Annotated in this window: 1 protein-coding gene; it reads right to left on the bottom strand. The window is 75.7% G+C overall.

Features of this window, described 5'->3' with window-relative positions; genetic code table 11:
• A partial coding sequence (locus ACP4J0_RS31240) for an amino acid adenylation domain-containing protein (RefSeq protein WP_426602079.1) occupies positions 1–19421 on the bottom strand: 19421 nt, incomplete at its 3' end.
• Positions 19422–19724 lie beyond the last annotated feature (303 nt).

Below are 19724 nucleotides of genomic sequence, written 5' to 3'. Positions count from 1 at the left end.
CCCTCCGCCGTGCCCCGCCACTCCCGCAGCCAGCGCATCACCGGAGTCGCCTCGACCGGACCCGTACCGTCGTCCTCCGCCGTGGGGGCGGGGCCGTCGGCGTCGCGGCACACGTGTGCCAGTGCGGCGGGGTTCTGCCGCTCGAAGACGTCGCGCGGGGTGAGGACGAGACCGGCCCGCCGTGCCCGGCTGACCAGCTGGATCGACATGATGCTGTCCCCGCCCAGCGCGAAGAACCCGTCGTCCGCGCCGACCCGCTCCACGCCCAGCACCTCGGCGAAGAGGGCGCAGAGCAGCCGCTCCCGTTCCGTGCGGGGTTCCCTGCCGTTGCCCGCGCCCTGCGGGTGCGGCACCGGGAGGGCGGTGCGGTCCAGCTTCCCGTGCCGGGTCAGCGGCAGTGCGTCCAGGACCTGCAGGGTGCTCGGGAGCGCGTACTCGGGCAGCCGCTCGGCGATCAGGGCGCGCAGCCGGTCGGTGTCGAGGGTGCGGCCCGGTTCGGGCACGACATAGCCGGCCAGGTGCTTGGCTCCGGAGGGCGCCCGGTGCACGAGGACGACGGAGTCGGCCACGTCGTCCTGCTCGCCGAGGGCCGCCTCGATCTCGCCGAGTTCGATGCGGAAGCCGCGGATCTTGACCTGGTGGTCGGCCCGCCCGAGGAACTCCAGCACTCCGCCCGGGGTCCAGCGCACCAGGTCGCCCGTGCGGTACATGCGGGTACCGGCCGGACCGAACGGATCGGCGACGAACCGTTCCGCCGTCTGCGCGAACCAGTTCAGGTAGCCGCGCGCCAGGGCGTCGCCGGCGATGTACAGCTCCCCCGGCGCCCCGGGCGGCACCGGTCGCAGCCGGCCGTCGAGCACATAGGCCCGCATGCCGTCACGGGCACGGCCGATCGGCACGGTCGACGGCACCGAACGCCGGCCGGCCATGGTGTGGGCGGTGGCGTACACGGTGATCTCGGTCGGGCCGTACGCGTCGGTGACCACGGTGTCGGGGCAGTGCTCCAGCACCCGGCGGACGGTCGCGGCGGTGACGACGTCGCCGCCGACCATCACCTCGCGGACGCCGGCGAGGCAGCCCGGGTCCTCTTCGGCCACGACGCGGAAGAGCCCGGCCGTCAGCAGGAGAAGGGTGACCTCGTGCTCGCGGACCGCCCTGGCGATGGCCGCCACGTCGGGCTCGCCGGGCGGGGCCACCACGACCTCCCCGCCGTTCAGCAGGGGCGTCCACAGCTCGCAGGTGGACGGGTCGAAGCCGTACGGCGAGTGCAGCAACGTCCGGACGGGGCGATCGGTCGCCGTCCTCGTCCAGTGACGGTCCGTGGCCAGGCTCACCACGCCGCGGTGGGTGGCCGTGACGCCCTTCGGCTCTCCGGTGGAGCCGGAGGTGAACATCACGTAGGCGGCGTTGTCCGGGTGGGGGCGCACCACGGGAGGCACGACGGCCGGGTCCTGTCGCGGGTCGTCGTGTCGCGGGTCGTCGCCGGTCACCGCCAAGAAGTGGGTGGCTCGGGGCAGCAGGCCGGGCGCGGTGCCCCGGTGGGTCTCGTCGGTGACGACCACCGACGCCCCGGTCTGCCGCAGCATCTCGTCCAGCCTGGTCCGGGGCAGGTCGGGGGCGAGGGGCACGTAGGCCGCTCCGGCCTTCAGCACGCCCAGGATCGCCGTCACGGTCTCCGGTGAACGCTCCATCAGCAGGGCGACGCGCTCCTCCGGCCGCACCCCCAGGGACACCAGCCGCGCCGCCAGGCGGTCCGCCCGCTCGTCGAGTTCCCGGTACGTCCGCACACCGCCGTCCCAGCGGACGGCCACGGCCTCCGGCGTACGCGCCACCTGCGACGCGAACGCCTCGACGACACTCGCCGCGTCCCTCGTCGTGTCCGCGTCGACGTCGTTCCAGTCGGCCAGGATGCGGTGCCGCTCCTCCTGCGACAGCACGTCCACCGTGCCGGCGGGCCGGTGGGGGGCGTCCACGAACGCCCGCAGCACGCGCACGAACCGGTCGGCCAGCACGCGTGCCTCCTCGTCGCCGAACGCGGCGGGCGCGTACTCGATGCGCAGGGACACCCCCTGCTCGCGCGGTGCGGCGATCAGCATGAGCCGGTAGTGGGCGGCCTCCCGGGTCTCCGCGCGGGTGAGGGTGAGGGAGGTGCCGGTGAGGGCCGTGGCCTTCTCGTCGACCGGATAGTTCTCGTAGACCATGGCCGAGTCGAACAGCCGGGGCAGGCCCGCGAGGCTCTGGATGTCGCTCAGACCGAGGTACTGGTGGGCCATCAGCCCGGCCTGCTCGTCCTGGAGGCCGCGCAGCAGTTCCTCGAGGGTCCGGTCCTGGTCCAGCCGCGCCCTGACGGGCAGGGTGTTGATGAACAGGCCCGCCATGGTCTCGATGCCGGGCACCTCCGGCGGCCGGCCGGACACCGTCGTGCCGAAGACCACGTCGTCACGGCCGGTCAGCCGGGACAGCAGCAGCGCCCAGGCGCCCTGGAGGACCGTGTTGACGGTGAGCCCGCGGGACCTGGCCCACGTGACGAGGCGGGTGGCGAGGCCCTCGGGGAGCTCGGGGTGCACCCGTCCGGGGCGGGCGGCCGGCGCCGGCCGGTCGGAGACGGCGGGGGCGACGAGTGTGGGCTCGTCCACCCCGTCCAGGGCCCGCGCCCAGGCGGCGTGCGCGTCGTCGCGGTCCTGCGCGGCCAGCCAGCGCAGGTAGTCGCCGTACGGGGCGACCCGGGGCAGCGTGACCGCCGGTCCCCCGGCCGCGTACAGGGCGAACAGATCACGGGCCAGGACGGGCACCGACCAGCCGTCCAGCAGGAGGTGATGGTGTGTCAGGACGAGTCGGTGGCGTTCGTCGCCGAGGCGGAGCAGGGCGGCCCGCAGCAGCGGCGGGCGCGCCGGGTCGAAGCGCTCGGCGAGCTCCGCGTCCGCGATCCGGTCGCTCTCCGCGGCCTGCGCGGTGTCGGGCAGGGCGCTCAGGTCGGCCGTCAGCCACGGGAGTCGGGGATCGCGGGCGATCACCTGGACGGGGGTGTCCGTGACGTCGTGGACGAACGCGGCCCGCAGGTTGGCGTGCCGGGCCAGCAGCGCCGTACAGGCGGCCTTCAGCGCGTCCGCGTCGAGCGGACCTTCGAGGTCCAGGCAGAGCTGCGGGGTGTAGACGTCGCTCTCGCCACCGTCGTAGACGGCGTGGAAGAGCAGGCCCTGCTGGAGCGGGGAGAGCGGAAGGACGTCCTCCAGGCCGGGGTACGCGGCCTCCAGGGCTTCCACCTGCTCCTGGGTCAGGGCGGGTACGAGGGGAAAGTCGGACGGCGTGTGCCCGCCTGCCCCGGCATCCGTGGCCGCGAGGGTCTCCAGTGCCCGCAGCCACCGCTCGGCCAGCTCCCGCACCTCCGCCTCGTCGAGCAGACCGCCCGCCCACGCGAACGTCGCCGACAGCACCGGGCCGTCCGCGCCGTCGACCGCGACCGCGTTGACGTCGAGCGCGTGCAGCAGCGGGGTGGCGGGGTCGGTGCCGGCGCCCAGTCCGTGCGCGTCGTCGGCCACCGTCCAGTCGGCGCTTCCGTCGGCCCCTCCGGACCCGGACGGGGCCTGGGAGTCCAGGGACGTGGTCGTACGGCCGAGGTAGTTGAAGCCGATCTGCGGCCGGGCGCAGTGCGTCAGGAGGGGGGCCGTCTGCGGGTTGAGGTAGCGCAGCAGGCCGTGGCCGAAGCCCTGGCCCGGCACCCGGCCGAGCTGCTCCTTGACCTGCTTGGCGGCGTCCACGGGATCGTCGCCCGTGGCGTCGAGCCGTACGGGGTGGACGCGGGTGAACCAGCCCACCGTGCGGGAGAGGTCCACGTCCGGCCGGTCGCTGTCACGGCCGTGGCCCTCCAGGTCGACCAGCACCCCGCCGTCGGCGTCCACGCCCCGCGCCTCGCGCCACTGGCGCACCGCGAGGGCCAGCGCGCCCAGCAGCACGTCGTTGACCCCGCCGTGCAGGGCGGCCGGGACGGACGACAGCAGCGGAGCCGTGTGCGCCCCGGGCAGCGTCACCGTGAGCTGCCGCGCCGTGCCCACCGTGTCCTGCACGGGGTTCAGCGGGCGGGAACCGAGCGGCGGCTCCGGGGCCGCGAACGTGTCGGTCCAGTAGGGGAGTTCCTCCAGCAGCGCCGGGTCCTGCGCCCGCTCGCCGAGCAGTCCCGCCCAGCGCCGGAACGACGTGCCCACCGGGTCCAGCCGCACCGGCCCACCGGCCGCCACCGACTCCCACGCCTGCCGCAGGTCCGGCAGCAGGACCCGCCACGACACCCCGTCCACCGCCAGGTGGTGCACCACCACCAGCAACCGGCCCGGCATCTCCGCGCCCGCGTCGAACCACACCACCTGCACCATCACGCCCGACTCCGGCGCCAGCCGCGCCACCGCCGCCCGCGCCTCCTCCGCCACAACGGCATCGGCGAGAGGAACCCGGCGGACGGACCCGGCAGCGTCCACCGAACCCCGCTCACCCACCCCCAACGCCCAGACCAGTCCGCCCGCCGTCCGGGTCAGCCGCAGCCGCAGGGCGTCGTGGTGGTCCAGCAGCGCCCGCACCGCCGCCGTGAGCCGCTCCTCCCCCAGCCCGGCCGGGACCTGGAGCAGCACCGACTGGTGGAAGGCGTCGACGGGTCCGCGGCGCTCGCGCAACCGGTGGACGATCGGGGTGAGTTCGACGGGTCCGGTCCCGTCGTCCTCGGCGCGGGCGGCCGGGCGGTCGTCCGCCCGTCCGCCGACCCGCGCGAGTGCGGACACCGTCTGGTGGGTGAAGACGTCGCGCGGGGTGAGGACGAGACCGGCCCGCCGTGCCCGGCTGACCAGCTGGATCGACATGATGCTGTCCCCGCCCAGGGCGAAGAACCCGTCGTCCGTGCCCACGCTCCCGGCGTCGACGCCGAGCAGTTCGGCGAAGATGCCGCGGAGGGTCTCCTCGGCCGGGGTGCGCGGGGCGCGTCCTCCGTCCGTCGTGCCGGTGGGGTCGGGCACGGGCAGGGCCGCGCGGTCCAGCTTGCCGTTGGGGGTGACGGGGAGGGTGTCGAGCACCATGATCTCGGCGGGGACCAGGTACTCGGGCAGGGTGTCGGCGGCCCGGCGGCGCACCTGTCCGCCGTCCAGGGTGCGCCCGTGCTCGGGCACGACGTAGCCGACCAGGCGCCGGCCTCCGGAGGGAGCCTCGTGGGCCACGACCACGGCGGCGCTCACGCCCTCCTGCTCGCCGAGCGCGGCCGCGGCCTCGCCCGGCTCGACGCGTACGCCGCCGACCTTGACCTGGTCGTCGACGCGGCCCAGGTACTCCAGTTCGCCGTTCTCCGTCCAGCGGGCGAGGTCGCCGCTGCGGTACATCCGGGTGCCGGGCGGGCCGAAGGGGTCGGCGACGAAGCTCTCCGCCGTGGCGCCGGGGCGGCCCAGGTAGCCGCGGGCCAGCTGGGCGCCGGCGATCCACAGCTCGCCGGAGGCGCCCGGCGGCACCGGCTCCAGGGCCGCGTCGAGGACGTACAGGCGGGTGTTGGCGACCGGCCGGCCGAGCGGCGGCGGGCCCTCGGGGCCGGCGGGGCAGCGCCACCAGGTGACGTCGATGGTGGCCTCGGTGGGACCGTACTGGTTGAACAGAGCCACGCCCGAGGCGCCGAGCACGTCGTGGAAGCGCCGTACGAGGTCGGCGGGCAGGGCCTCGCCGCCCGAGAACACCCGGCGCAGCCCGGTGCAGCCGGCGGCGGCCGGCTGGTCCAGGAAGGCGCGCAGGACGGTCGGCACGAAGTGCGCGGTGGTGACGGACCGGTCCCGTATCAGCTCGGCGAGCCGGGCGGGGTCGCGGTGCGCCTCGGGCTCGGCGACGACCACGGCGGCGCCGGCGAGCACCGGCCAGAACAGCTCCCACACGGAGACGTCGAATCCGGCGGAGGCCTTGTGCAGCACCCGGTCGTCGGACTGGAGACCGTACTGCTCCTGCATGCCCCGCAGACGGTTGACGACGGCCCGGTGCGGGACGGCGACGCCCTTGGGACGCCCCGTCGAGCCGGAGGTGTGGATGACGTAGGCGGTGCTGTCGCGGTGCGGCGCGGCGAACCCGGCGGCGGGCCCGGAGGCGTCGTCCTGCGGTCCGGGCGGCCCGTCGAGCGGCAGGACCGGGGCCGGCACGGCGGAGGGCAGCAGGCCGCGCGTCTCCTCCGTGGTCACCACGCACACCGGGTCGGTGTCGGCGAGCAGCAGGGCGATGCGCTCGGCCGGGAGGTCGGGGTCCACGGGCACGTAGGCGGCACCGGTGCGCAGGACCGCGTGCAGGGCCACGGGCAGGCCGGTCGAGCGCGGGACGAGCACCGCGACGCGGCGCTCCGGTCGGGCCCCGGCCGCGCGCAGGCGGCGGGCGAGGGCGTCGACGCGGGTGTCCAGCTGCGCGTAGGTGAGCCGGTCGGCACCGCAGACGACGGCCTCGGCGTGCGGGGTGCGCGCGACGCGGTCGGTGAGGAGTTCGGGCACGGTGGCGGACGGGACGTCCATGGCGGTGTCGTTCCAGTCGGTGAGTACCCGCCGGCGTTCGTCGGCGGCGGTGGTGGCGGCCCGGGACACGGTGAGGTCCGGGTCGTCGGCGAAGGACTCCAGGAGCCGGGTCCAGCGCCGGGTGAGGAGCCGTACCGTCGCGGGGGTGAAGCGGTCCGCGCGGTACTCGACACGGCCGGCGATCCCGTCTGGAGCGCCTTCGGGGGTGTGGTGTTCGGCCATGTTGAAGGAGAGGTCGAAGCGGGCGGTGGCGGCGCCGACGCGGATCGGCTCGGCGGTGAGGCCGGGGAGTTCGACGGCGTCGCGGGTGAGCTCGGGCTGGGCGGCCAGCATCACCTGGAACAGCGGGTTGCGGTCCAGGGAGCGGGTCACGTCCAGGTCGTCGACGAGGCGCTCGAAGGGCACGTCCTGGTGTGCGTAGGCGGTGAGGTCGGTCTCCCGCACCCGCCGCAGCAGCTCGCGGAAGTCCGGGTCGCCGCTGGTGTCGGTGCGCAGGACGAGCGTGTTGACGAAACATCCGACGAGGTCCTCCAGCACCTCGTCACCGCGCCCGGCCACGGCCGTGCCGAGCGGGATGTCCGTACCGGAGCCGAGGCGGGTCAGCAGCGCGGCGAGGGCGGCCTGGAGCGTCATGAAGACGGTGGCGGAGTGCTCGCGGGCCAGCTCCGCCAGGCGGGCGTGGAGCGGTGCCGGGATGCGGAAGAGGTACGAGCCGCCGGGTGCGGTGCCGGTGGAGTCACCCGGTGCGACGAGGGCGGTGGCATCGGGTGCGTCGGTGCCGGGGACGCCGGACGTGACGGCGGTGGGGTCCACGGGCAGGTCGATGCGGTCCGGCAGGTCCGCGAGCCGCTGCCGCCAGTGCGCGAGCTGGCGGCCCGTCACGCCGTCCGCGCCGTCGTCGGCGAGCAGGTCGTGCTGCCACAGGCTGTAGTCGGCGTACTGGACGGGCAGCGGGGCCCAGTCGGGCGCCCGTCCCCGCGTACGGCTGCGGTAGGCGGTGGACAGGTCGGCCGCCAGCGGTCCGAACGACCAGCCGTCGGCGGCGATGTGGTGCAGCACCAGTGCCAGGACGTGGTGGTCCTCCCCCAGCTCGAACAGGGCCGCCCGCAGCGGGATCTCGGTGGCCAGGTCGAAGGGCCGGCGGACGGTCCGCTCCAACTCGGCGGTCAGGTCGGCCTCCGCGACGCGGACCGCGACCGGTTCCGGGCGGGTCGGCTCCGCATCGGCGTCCAGGATCTCCTGGCGGGGGCGGCCGTCGGTGTCGGGGAAGACGGTGCGCAGCGCCTCGTGGCGGGCGGTCAGGTCGGCGAGCGCGGCGCGCAGCGCGGGGAGGTCGAGGGGGCCGCGCAGCCGCAGCACCACCCGCATGTGGTAGCCGTCCGTGGCGCCCTCGGCGAGCTGGTGCAGGAACCACAGGCGGCGCTGGGCGAAGGACAGCGGGATCTCGTCGGGCCTGGGGCCGGCGGTGGGGCGGGGACGGGGCGGGGTGCCGGCGGCGGCGGTGACGCGTTCGGCGAGTTCCGCGACCGTGGGGGCCTCGAAGACGGCGCGGACCGGCAGGTCGGCGCCGAGCGCGTTGCGTATGTGGGCGACGAGGCGGGTGGCGAGCAGCGAGTGTCCGCCCAGCTCGAAGAAGCTGTCGTCGATGCCGATCCGGCCGACGCCGAGGAGCCGCGCGTACAGGCCGCACAGCACTTCCTCGAGCGGCGTGCGCGCCGCGCGGCCGCCGTCCGCCGCGGAGCCGTCGGCGGCACCGGGATCGGGCAGGGCACGGCGGTCGACCTTGCCGTTGGGGGTGAGCGGCAGCCGGTCCAGGACGACGAACGCGGAGGGCACCATGTAGCCGGGCAGGCCGGCCGCGGCGTGGCGGCGCAGCCCGGCCGGGGACGGGACGCTCTCGGGCCCGGTTCCGGATACGGTTCCGGTTCCGGATACGGTTCCGGTTCCGGTCTCCGGGACGACATAGGCGACCAGCCGGAGGTCGCCGTCGGGGGTGTCCCGGCGTACGTCCGCGACGGCGCGGGCGACCGCCTCGTGGCTCTCCAGGAACGCCTCGACCTCACCGAGTTCGACGCGGTGGCCGCGCACCTTGACCTGGTGGTCGGCGCGGCCGAGGTGGTCCAGGCGGCCGTCCGCGGTCCAGCGGGCCAGGTCGCCGGTGCGGTACATGCGGGTGCCGGGCCCGCCGTACGGGTCGGCGAGGAAGCGCTCGGCGGACGGACCCGGGCGGCCCGCGTAACCCCGGGTGACGCCGGGACCGGCCAGGTAGAGCTCGCCGGGCGTTTCGGCGGGGACCATGCGCAGCCGGTGGTCCAGGACGTAGGCGCGGACGCCCGGGCGGGGACGGCCGATCAGGAAGCGCCCGCCGGACCGCGGTGCCCCGGGCTCGTCCACCGCCTGGAAGGTGCTGCTCATGGTCGCCTCGGTGGGCCCGTACTGGTTGACGACCAGCGGGTTGCCGAGGGCGGCCGTCTGCCGGAGGTGGCTTTCGGTGAGCGCTTCGCCGCAGGTCATCACCAACCGCGGGGAGGGGCGTTCGCCGACGGGCAGCTGTGCCGCCTCCTCGTCCAGGGCGGCCAGCAGGGACGGTACGACGGAGAGCAGCGCGGTGACCCGGTGGCGGCGCATGGCGCGGACGAGGGCGCGGGCGTCGTTGGCCTCGTCGGGCGGCACCATGACGACACGCCCGCCGGCGGCCAGGGTGCCGAGGATGTCGCGCACCGAGGGGTCGAAGGAGACGGACGCCAGGTTGAGCACGACGTCGTCGGGGCCGAGCCGGGCGATCCCGGACGTCAGGTACGAGAAGTAGGCGGCGACTCCCTGGTGCGGCACCACGACCGCCTTGGGCCGCCCGGTGGAACCCGAGGTGTGGATGACGTAGGCCGGATGGCCGGGCGTCAGGGGCACGGTGCGCTCGTCGTCGGTGGGGTCGCCGTCCGGCAGGGCGCGCAGCGCGCGTCCGGTGTCCGGATCGTCGAGCCGTACGGCGCCGGAGCGGACGTCCTCGGGGAGCGACGCGGCCGCCCCGGTGGTGGTCAGCACCGTCACCGGCCCGGCGTCGCCGAGCATGTACGCGATGCGGTCCGCCGGGTAGCCGGGGTCCACCGGGAGGTACGCCGCGCCGGCCTTGAGGACCGCCAGCAGGGCCACCACCAGGTCCGGGGAGCGGGGCACCGCGACGGCGACGGTCCGTTCGGGGCCGGCGCCCCGGGCGACGAGCAGGCGGGCGAGGCGGTTGGCGCGGGCGTGCAGGTCGCGGTGGGTGAGCCACTCGTCCCCGAAGACGACCGCCGGGGCGTCGGGGGCGGTGGCCGTCCGGTCCTCGAGGACGCCGGTGACGGTGCCGGCCGCCGTGGTCCCGTCCTGTGCTCCCTGCCAGGCCGTCAGCAGGTGGCCGCGTTCGCGCGGGGTGAGGACTCCGGCGCGGCCGGCGGGCCGGTCCAGGCCGTCGCCGAGCTCCTCGAAGAGGCGCACCAGCCGGTCCATGAGCGCTTCGGCGGCGGCCCGGTCGTAGGCGGAGGTGTGGTAGCCGAGGGTGAGGTGCATCCGCTCGCCGGGGGCGGCGAGCAGCCGCAGCGGGTAGTTCGTGGCCACTCCCCCGTCGACGGCGGAGACACGGACGCCGTCCGCCGGCCGGAACACGGCCGGGTCCAGCGGGAAGTTGAGGAACACCACCATCGTGTCGGCGAGCGCTCCGGCACCGGTCTGGCGCTGGATCTCCGGCAGTCCGAGGTGCTGGTGGGCGGCGAGGCGGGACTGCTCGTCCTGGAGCCGGCGCAGGACGGCGGACATCGGCAGCACCGGGTCGAGGCGCACCCGCACGGGAACGGTGCTGATGAACAGGCCGATGACGGACTCCACGTCCTCGACGTCGGCCGGGCGGCCCGCGTTCGGAGCGTCGAGGACGACGTCGTCGCGACCCGTCAGCGCGCCGATCAGGGTGGCCCACACGCCCTGCACCAGGGTGGCCGGTGTGAGGCCGTGGCGGCGGCAGTGCGCGGTCAGGCGGGACGTCAGGTCCGGCGGCAGCAGGCGCTCCACGACCTCGTGCCCGGCCGCGGACGCCGTACTGCCGGTGTCGTCGTGGTCGGCCCGGCTGCCGGTGTCGTCGTGGTCGGCCCGGCTGCCGGTCACCGGCACCACGAGGGTCGGTTCGGCGCCGTCGAGCGCCTGCCGCCACGCCTGCCGTGCCGCGTCCTTGTCCTGCCGGGCGAGCCAGGACAGGTACCGCTCGAACTGGGGCGCCGCCGGGGAGAGGGAGTCCGGCTCGGCGTAGGCGGTCAGCAGTTCGTTCAGGAGCAGCGGCTGCGACCAGCCGTCGAGCAGGATGTGGTGGTAGGTCACGATCATGGTGTGCCGGTGCGGGGCCAGGCGTGCCAGCGCCACGCGCAGCAGCGGCGGCCGCGCCGGGTCGAACGGGGTCTGCCGTTCCGCGGTCCGCAGCTCGGCGAGCCGCGCCTCCCGCTCCGGCCCGCCGGTCGTGGACAGGTCCGTCTCCCGCCAGGGCGGTGCCGCCTCGCCGGTGACGACCTGCACCGGGCCCGCGTCCGCGTCGTGCACGAAGGCGGCCCGCAGGCTGCCGTGCCGGGCCAGCAGCCGGGTCCAGGCGGTGCGCAGCCGGGCCGGGTCGAGGGGGCCCTCCAGCGTGAGCGACAGCTGGACGGTGTAGTCGTCCACCCGGGCCCGGCCGTCCTCCCCGGTCTCCCCTGCGCCCCCCGCCCGCGGGGCCTGCGCGGCGGCCAGGGACTCGAAGAGCAGCCCCTCCTGCAACGGTGTCAGCGGGAGGACCGGCATGTCAGCCGGGCCCGGGTACGGGGCGGTCAGCCGCTCGCGCACCGGCGCCGGCAGCGTCAGCAGGGGCTCCTCGCCCGCCGCTTCCGGCGCTTCGGTGGCGCCGGTGTCCTGGGCCTCCCGCGCCACGGAGGCGAGGGCCGCGACGGTGGGGTGCGCGAAGACGTCACGGACGGCCAGGCCGATACCCGCCCGGCGCGCGGCGCCCACCAGCCGCATGGCCAGCACGCTGTCGCCGCCCAGTCCGAAGAAGCTGTCGTCGATCCCCACGTGCGGGAGGCCCAGCAGTTGGGCGAAGGCGGTGCACAGGGCCTGCTCGGTCGCGTCGCGCGGCGCCCGGCTGTCCGGTGCGGCCGCGAAGTCCGGCGCCGGAAGGGCGGCGCGGTCCAGCTTGCCGTTCGCGGTGAGCGGCAGCTCCGCCAGCACCACGAAGGCGGCGGGCACGAGGGCCTCCGGCAGGGTGCGTTCGGCGAGGGTCCGCAGTTCGGCCGGGAGCGCGGTGAGCCTGCGGGCGAGACCCGGCTCGTTGGTGCGTCGTGCCGGGGCCGGGAGGGACCCCGTCGCGGGCTGGTAGGCGCACAGCACTTCACCGGTCACGGTGCCCGAGGTGGTGGCCCGACCGGTCATGGCGTCCGGGATGGCCTGACCGTTCATGGCGGCCGGGGTGGCCTCACCGGCCGGGGAGTCCAGGGTGTCCGTGCGCCGGAAGACGGCGTCCACCGCGCCGGGGCCGGTCACCGACGGTGCCACGGCCACGCGGTAGCCCAGTTCCCCGGCGAGGGCGTACAGGTCCTCGGGGTCCACCGCGCCGGGCACCGGGACGTCGTCCGCGAGGACGCGCGCGGCGCGGGCGGGTTCGGCCCCCTCGTCCAGCCGCCCGGCCGCCAGGACCTGCCGGGCGGTGCGCTCGTCGGGGAGCCCGGACACGCGCAGTTGAGCCGGGCGGGCCGTGGACAGGGTGTGCCGCAGCCCGTCCAGGTGTATGCCGTCGCCGGCGTCGGCGTCGTGGCTGTCGGCCGGCGGCTCCGCCACGGCTGCCGGGGCCGTGTGCAGGACGACGTCGTAGCGGTAGCGGCTCAGTTCGTTGCGGTACCTGCCCCGCTTCACCTGGACGTCCACGGCGGTGAAGGGGCTGTCGGGACCGGTCCGTCCGGTGAACCAGGCGGGGTCGACGAGGAGTTCGTTCTCGTTCAGCAGGGCCCGGCCTACGGACCGGCGCAGCGCCGCGGTGCCGGTGCGCCGGCCCGGGGGGAGGCGGACGAGGTGCTTCTCCGTCTCGAAGACGCGGGCGGCCCGCAGGTCCCGTACGTCACCGACGAAGATCCGCCCGCCGGGTGCCAGCAGCGGCGCGACGGCGTGGAACACCCGGTCCAGGTAGCCGGCGTCCGGGAAGTACTGGATCACCGAGTTCAGTACGACGGTGTCGAAGAACCCGGTGGGCAGGCCCTCGGTGTCGTCCGCCGCCTGGTGCCGCAGGGTGACGCGGCCGGCGAGGTGGCCGGGCAGCCGGTCGCGCAGTGTGCCGATCACCTCGGCGGAGAAGTCGGTCGCCCAGTAGGTCTCGGTGTCCCCGGCGAGCCGCGACAGCAGCAGGCCCGCACCGACGCCGATCTCCAGCAGGCGTACGGGACGCAGGGCGCGGATCCGCTCCACGGTCGCGTCGCGCCAAAGGCTCATCTCCCGGTACGGGAGGGGCCGGCCGTCGTAACTGCTGTCCCAGCTGGAGAAGTCGTCGCCGAAGGCGGTGAGTTCGCCGGCCGGAAGCTCCGCGGCGGTGCTCGGTGCGGACGGTGTCCGGGCGGCGGGCGCGTAGACCGACTCCCAGACGGCGTTCCACTCCTGAACCTGTGCCCGTGCCCGTGCCTGTGCGTCTGCCTGTACCTGCTCGGCCCCGGACCCGTCCGTGTCACGCCCGTGCACGGCCGGCACCACGTAGGCGGTGAGCTGCCGCCGGCCCGGCTCGTCCTCCCGGACGATCACCGCGGCCCGGCTCACCGCCGGGTGCCCGGCGAGCGCGCCCTCGATCTCGGCCGGCTCGGCGCGCACCCCTCGGATCTTGACCTGGTGATCGGTCCGGCCCAGGTACTCCAGCGTGCCGTCGCCGCGCCACCGCGCCAGGTCGCCGGTGCGGTACATGCGGCTGCCCGCGGGGCCGAAGGGGTCGGCCACGAAACGGAGCGCGGTCGTCCCGGGCAGGGCCGGGTAACCGCGGGCGAGCTGGCGTCCCGCCAGGTACAGCTCACCCGCGACGCCCGGGGCGACCGGCCGGAGCGCCGCGTCGAGCACGTACACCCGGGTGTTGTCCACCGGACGACCGATGGGGACCGTGGCTCCGGCCCCGACAGGGGCCGTGACGCCCGCCCCGCCAGGCGCCGTGGTGCCCGCCCCGGTGGAGACGCAGCTCCACCGGGTGACGTCGATGGCCGCCTCGGTCGGCCCGTACAGGTTGAACAACGGAACGCCGAGGAGGCCGAGGCAGGCGTCGGCGAGTTCGGCCGGGAGCGCCTCGCCGCTGCAGATCACGCGCCGCAGCCCGGCCCCCGCCGCGGCCGCGGCGGGCTCGTCGAGGACGTCGAGGAACACCCGGAGCATCGACGGGACGAAGTGCACCGTCGTCACCCGGTGGGTCTCGACGGCCGCCGCCAGGTACTGCGGGTCGCGGTGGCCGCCGGGGCGTGCCACGACCACCGCGGCACCCGTGGTCAGCGGCCACAGCAGCTCCCACACGGACACGTCGAACCCGACGGGCGTCTTGTGCAGCACCCGGTCGTCGGCGGTCAGGGCGAACTCCCGCTGCATGCCCAGCACCCGGTTGGCGATGGCCTCGTGGGAGACGACGACGCCCTTCGGGCGGCCCGTCGAGCCCGAGGTGAAGATCATGTACGCGGCCGAGGCGGGCGCCACGGGGACCGGCGAGGACAGGGCCGCACCGACACCGGCGGGCGCGCCGTCCCCGAGGAGGACCGTGTCCGGGCCGCCCAGACGGGGGAACCGCTCGACGAGGCCGCGCGTGGTGAGGACGCAGGCCGGGGCCGCGTCGTCCAGCAGCAGCCCGATCCGCTCCGCCGGCAGGTCCGGGTCCACCGGCACGTACACCGCGCCCGCGCGCAGCACGGCGTGGACGGCGACGAGCAGGTCCGCCGAGCGCGGCACGGCGACGGCCACCCGGGTCTCGGGCACGGCCCCGCGCTCGCGCAGCAGCGCCGCGAGCGCCGCCACCCGGGCGTCGAACTCGGCGTACGTCAGCTCCTCGGTGCCCTCCGCGCCGTCCCCGTACACCACGGCGGTCGCGTCGGGCGTGGCCGCCGCACGTGCCGCGACCAGTTCGGGCACGGTGACGGGCGGCACCGGCACGGCGGTGTCGTTCCACTCCGCCAGCACCTGCCGCCGCTCCTTGGGGAGGAGCACGTCGACGGCGCCGACGGTCCGGTCGGGGTCGGCGACCGGCCCCTGGAGCAACCGCACCAGCCGTTCACCGACGAGGGCGATGTCCTGGGGCGAGAAGGCACCGGTCCGGTAGCCGAACCGCAGGCTGAGCCCGGCGGTCTCCGGCACCACCAGCAGGGTCAACGGGTAGTGGGTGCCCGCGTGGACGTGCGGATCGGTGATGCCGAGGCCGGGGCCCGGCCGGAAGGCGGCCGGGTCGACGGGGAAGTTCTCGAAGGTCAGGACGGTGTCGAAGAGCCGGTCCAGCCCGGTCGGGCGGGTGATGTCCGGCAGGCCCAGGTGGGCGGCGGCCGTGTGGCGCGACTGCCGGTGCTGCATCCCGCGCAGGACGCCGAGCAGGTCGTCCGCCGGGCGCAGCCGTACGCGCACGGGGACGGTGTCGACGAACAGCCCGACCATGGACTCGGCCCCGTCGATCTCGGCGGGACGGCTGGCGACCGTGGTGCCGAACACGACGTCGTCGCGCCCGGTCAGCCCGGCCAGGAGGAGGGCCCAGGCGCCCTGGACGACGGTGTTGAGGGTGAGGCCGTGCGCGGCGGCCAGGTCCCGCAGTGCGTCGGTGGTGCCGGCCGGCAGGTCGACGGTGTACCGGCCCTGCGCCGGCTCCGCCGCTTGGGCGGCGTCCGGCACGAGGAGCGTCGGTGCGTCGAGCCCGTCGAGCGCGGCGCTCCACTCGGCGCGGGCCGCGTCGCGGTCCTGCCGTCCGAGCCAGGACAGGTACGCGCGGGGCGGGGTCACCGGCGGCAGGGGCTCGTCGTGGTACAGCGCGAACAGCTCTCGGCCCAGCAGGGGCAGCGACCATCCGTCGAGCAGCATGTGGTGGTGGGTGAAGAGCACGGCGTGCCGCTCGGGGGCGAGCCGCACCAGGGCGATCCGCAGCAGCGGGGGGCGTGCCAGGTCGAAGCGTCCGGCCCGCTCCTCGGCGGCGACCCGCCGCAGGCGCCGGTCCCGCTCCCGGTCGTCGGTGTCCGTGGGCGGCTGTGTGAGGTCCACGTCGCGCCAGGGCGGCTCGACGTCGTCGAGCACCACCTGTGCCGGTACGTCGGCGGCGTCGGCGACGAAGGCGGAGCGCAGGACGGGGTGCCTGCGCACCAGGGCGTGCCAGGCCGCGCGCAGCCGGTGGCCGTCCAGCGGGCCCTCGACCGTGAAGCCGAGCTGCACGGTGTAGTCGTCGTCCCCGGCGGTCTGCGCGTCGTGCAGGGACTGGAACAGCAGGCCCTGTTGCACGGGGGTCAGGGGCAGGGCGTCCGAGAGCCGTGGGTAGCGGGCGCGCAGGCGCCGGAGTTCCGCCTCGGCGAACAGGGCGGCGTCCGAGGACTCCGGTACCGGGGAGGTGTCGCCCGTGGCGTCCTCCCGCGGGAGCGCGCGGGTGGCGAGGTCCGCCACGGTCGGGTGCTCGAACACGTCGCGCAGGGTGAGGGTCAGTCCCTCGCGGCGTGCGGCGGCGACCAGGCGCATCGCCGAGACGCTGTCGCCGCCGAGGGCGAAGAAGTCGTCGTCGATGCTGACGCCCGGTGTGTCGAGCAGGCCGGCGCAGAGCCTGCAGAGGGTCTCCTCGGCCGGGTTCCGCGGCGTCCGGCCGCCACCGGGGGCGGCCGCCGCCGGCGCGGGCAGCGCGGCGCGGTCGAGTTTGCCGTTCGCCGTCAGGGGCAGTTCCGGGAGGGTCATGAAGGCGGCGGGCACCATGTACGGGGGGAGGCTCCGCGCCAGCGCCGCGGCCAGCTCCTCTTCGCCTGCCACCTGTTCCGTGCCCGGGACGAGGTACGCCGTCAGCTGCCGCCGGCCCGGCGTGTCCTCGCGGAGCACGACCGCGGCACGGTCCACGCCCGGCTGCCGCTCGAGCACGGCCTCGATCTCGCCCGGCTCGATACGGTGTCCGCGCACCTTGACCTGCTGGTCCGCCCGGCCCACGTAGGCGAGCCGGCCGTCCTGCGTCCACCGTACGAGGTCGCCGGTCCGGTACATGCGGGTGCCGGGGACGCCGAAGGGATCGGCCACGAAGCGCTCGGCCGTCAGGCCGGGCCGTCCCGCGTACCCGCGTGCCAGTCCGGCGCCGGCGATGTACAGCTCGCCCACCACGCCGGGCGGCACGGGTCGCGCCGCCCCGTCCAGCACGTACACCGCGGTGCCGGCGATCGGCCGTCCGATGGTGACCGTCGCCGCTTCGGCGTCCTCGGCGGACAGGTCCGCCGCGGTCGACCAGACCGTCGTCTCCGTGGGTCCGTAGACGTTGGTCACCGACGCGGCGGACGCGAGGAGTTCACGCGCCAGGGCGGCCGGCAGCGCCTCGCCGCCGACGAGGACCCGGACGCCGCCGAGGGCGGGGGCGACCTCCGCGGACACCGCCTGCCACAGGCTCGGCGTCGCCTGCATCACCGAGACGCCCTCGGCCGGCAGCAGTCGCCGCAGCCGTGCCGGGTCGCGTGTCTCGTCGGGTCCGGCCACCACCACCGCGGCGCCGGCCACCAGGGGCGCGAGCAGCTCCAGGTTGGCGATGTCGAAGCCCAGCGTGGTCACGGCGAGCAGGCGGTCGCCGGCGCCGAGGCCGGCCCGCCCGGCCATGTCCAGCAGCAGGTTGGCGAGGCCCGACCGGGGGACGACCACGCCCTTGGGGCGTCCCGTCGACCCCGAGGTGAAGATGACGTAGGCGGCGGCCGAACCGTGCACCGCGGCGGGCGGCGCCGCGACGTCGGCCTCCGCGGAGGCGTGAGCAGGGGCATGAGCAGGAGCACGACCGGGTGCGTGAACAGGTGCGTGGTCAGTGGTACGGGCGTCGACGGGAGCGACGTCCCACGCCCCGTCGGTCAGCACGCGTCGCGGCCCCGGCGGCACCCGCTCGGCCAGTTCGGCCGTCGTCAGGACGACGGCCGGCCGTGCCTCGGCCACCATGAGCTCCAGCCGCTCCGCCGGGTGCGACAGGTCCAGCGGAAGATAGGCGGCGCCGGCACGCAGGCAGGCCAGCACGCAGGCCACCAGGTCCACCGAGCGCGGCAGAGCCAGCGCCACGCGGTCCTCCGGCCCCACTCCGTGACCGGCCAGGACACCGGCCAGCCGGGCCACCCGGCCGACCAGTTCGGCGTACGTCAGGGACGCTCCCCGGGCGGTCACCGCGACGGCGTCCGGAGTGCGGGCCGCCTGCGCCGCGACCAGCCGCCACGGGTCGCTCTCCGGGGCGCCCTCCGGCTCATCCTCCGAAACCCGCTCCAGGGCCCTCCCCGGCTCACCCTCCGAAACCCGCTCCGGAGCGTTCCCCGGGGCGCCTTCCGTGTCGCGTTCCCCGCCGGGGGCGACATCGCCGACGGCTCCGGCACCACCGGACCAGCCGCCCAGCACGCGCCGGCGCTCGTCCTCGTCGAGCAGGTCACCGTGGCCGATCGGCCGCGCGGCGGCGTCGTCGCCCGCGGTGAGCCTCTCCAGCAGCCGCAGGAACCGCTCGTGGTGTCCGGCCAGTTCACCGGCCGAGTACAGCGCGGGGTTCCCGTCGACGGCGACCTTGATCGCGCCGCGCTGTCCCGGGCGCCCGCCGTAGCAGGCGACCGACAGGTCGGACACCGGCCCCACGGCCAGATGGTGCAGGGAGCCGTGGAGGCCGCCGAAGGTGAAGTCCTGGCCGAACGGCATGACGTTGACGAGCGGCCCGTAGAGCCGGCCCCCCGCGGAGAGACCGAGGTCGCGGGCGAGGTCGGCCTCCGGGTAGCGCTGGTGCCGCACCGCGTTCTTCATCTCGGCCGCGACCCGGGCGGTCAGCTCGCCGTACGTCAGGCCGGGGTGCACCCTCAGCCGCAGCGGGACGACGTTGGACACCATGCCGGGGGCGGTCTCCGCGACGGAACCGACGCGCGCGGTGACCGGGAAGCCCAGCACCAGGTCGTCCGCCCCGGTCATCCGGTGCAGATAGGCGGTGACGCCCGCGACGAAGGCGGCCGGCCAGCTCGACCGGCCGCTCCGCGCGACCTTCCGCATTCCCGACTCGGTCCCGGGGCTCAGCCGTGCGGTCCGCCGGTGCACCGGGGCGGAAGGCGGCGCGGTCCGGTCCACCAGCCCGGCGGGTGCGGGCCGGCCGGCCATCCGGTCCAGCCAGTACGCCCGGTCGGCGCCGAAGTCGTCCGAGGCCCGGTAGGCCGCCTGCTCGTCCAGCAGTTCCCGGACCGGCCGCAGGGCGCCCCCCACGGGTTCGCGCCCCTCGGAGAGCGCGGTGTAGAGGGCCGCCGCACGCCGTACGGCGATCCCGGCACCGTACCCGTCGCTGATCAGATGGTGGAGGCCCGTGTACCACCAGTGGCGCTGCCCGGCGACGCGGATCACCGCGTTCGTGAGGTTCGGCGGGTGGCCCAGGAGGCGCGGGCGCGCCATGTCGGCCCTCATCCAGGCGTGTGCCGCGGCCTCGGGGTCGGCCTCGGCCGACACGTCGACGAAGAGCTGCTCCCACGCACCGGTCGGCTCGACCCACTGGCGCAGTTCGCCCTCGTGCTCCCCGACCCGGACGCGGAACCCGTCGGCCTCGTCGAGGAAGCGGCGCGTCGCCTCGGCCAGCAGCGCGAGGTCGAGCGGACCGGCGATGTCGACGTAGATGCCGAGGTTGTAGGCGCGGCTCTCCGGCGCCAGCTGCTGGCCGAACCAGACGCCCGACTGTCCCGGGGTCAGCGGCAGGCCACAAGGGTGGTCGTCTAGCACGTGCGTAACTCCCAGGCATGCGGATGAGCGGTGAGCGTGGCCCGGCCTCGGTATCGGACCGGGAAAACCCCGGTGACCACGGCATTCACCGTGCCGGCCGACCCGGGGCCGTGGTGACGGGCTGTCATCCGGGTGTCTAGCACGGCGAGTTGACCGGCCGGGGGTGCCCGCCGACAGAAAATGATCTTCAGGTGAACTGTCCCGCGCGGCGCGGAACCTCCGCGGCGGCCGGCGGGGGCGCGGGAACTGCGTGTCCCGTCCGTGGCGCCCGCCCGGCATTCACCCCGGCATCACTTGCGGGGA

The sequence above is a fragment of the Streptomyces sp. WG7 genome (assembly GCF_049975785.1).
Lineage (GTDB): Bacteria > Actinomycetota > Actinomycetes > Streptomycetales > Streptomycetaceae > Streptomyces.
Note: the sequence above shows the minus strand (reverse complement) of the source record. Positions and strands in the feature narration are given on the sequence as shown.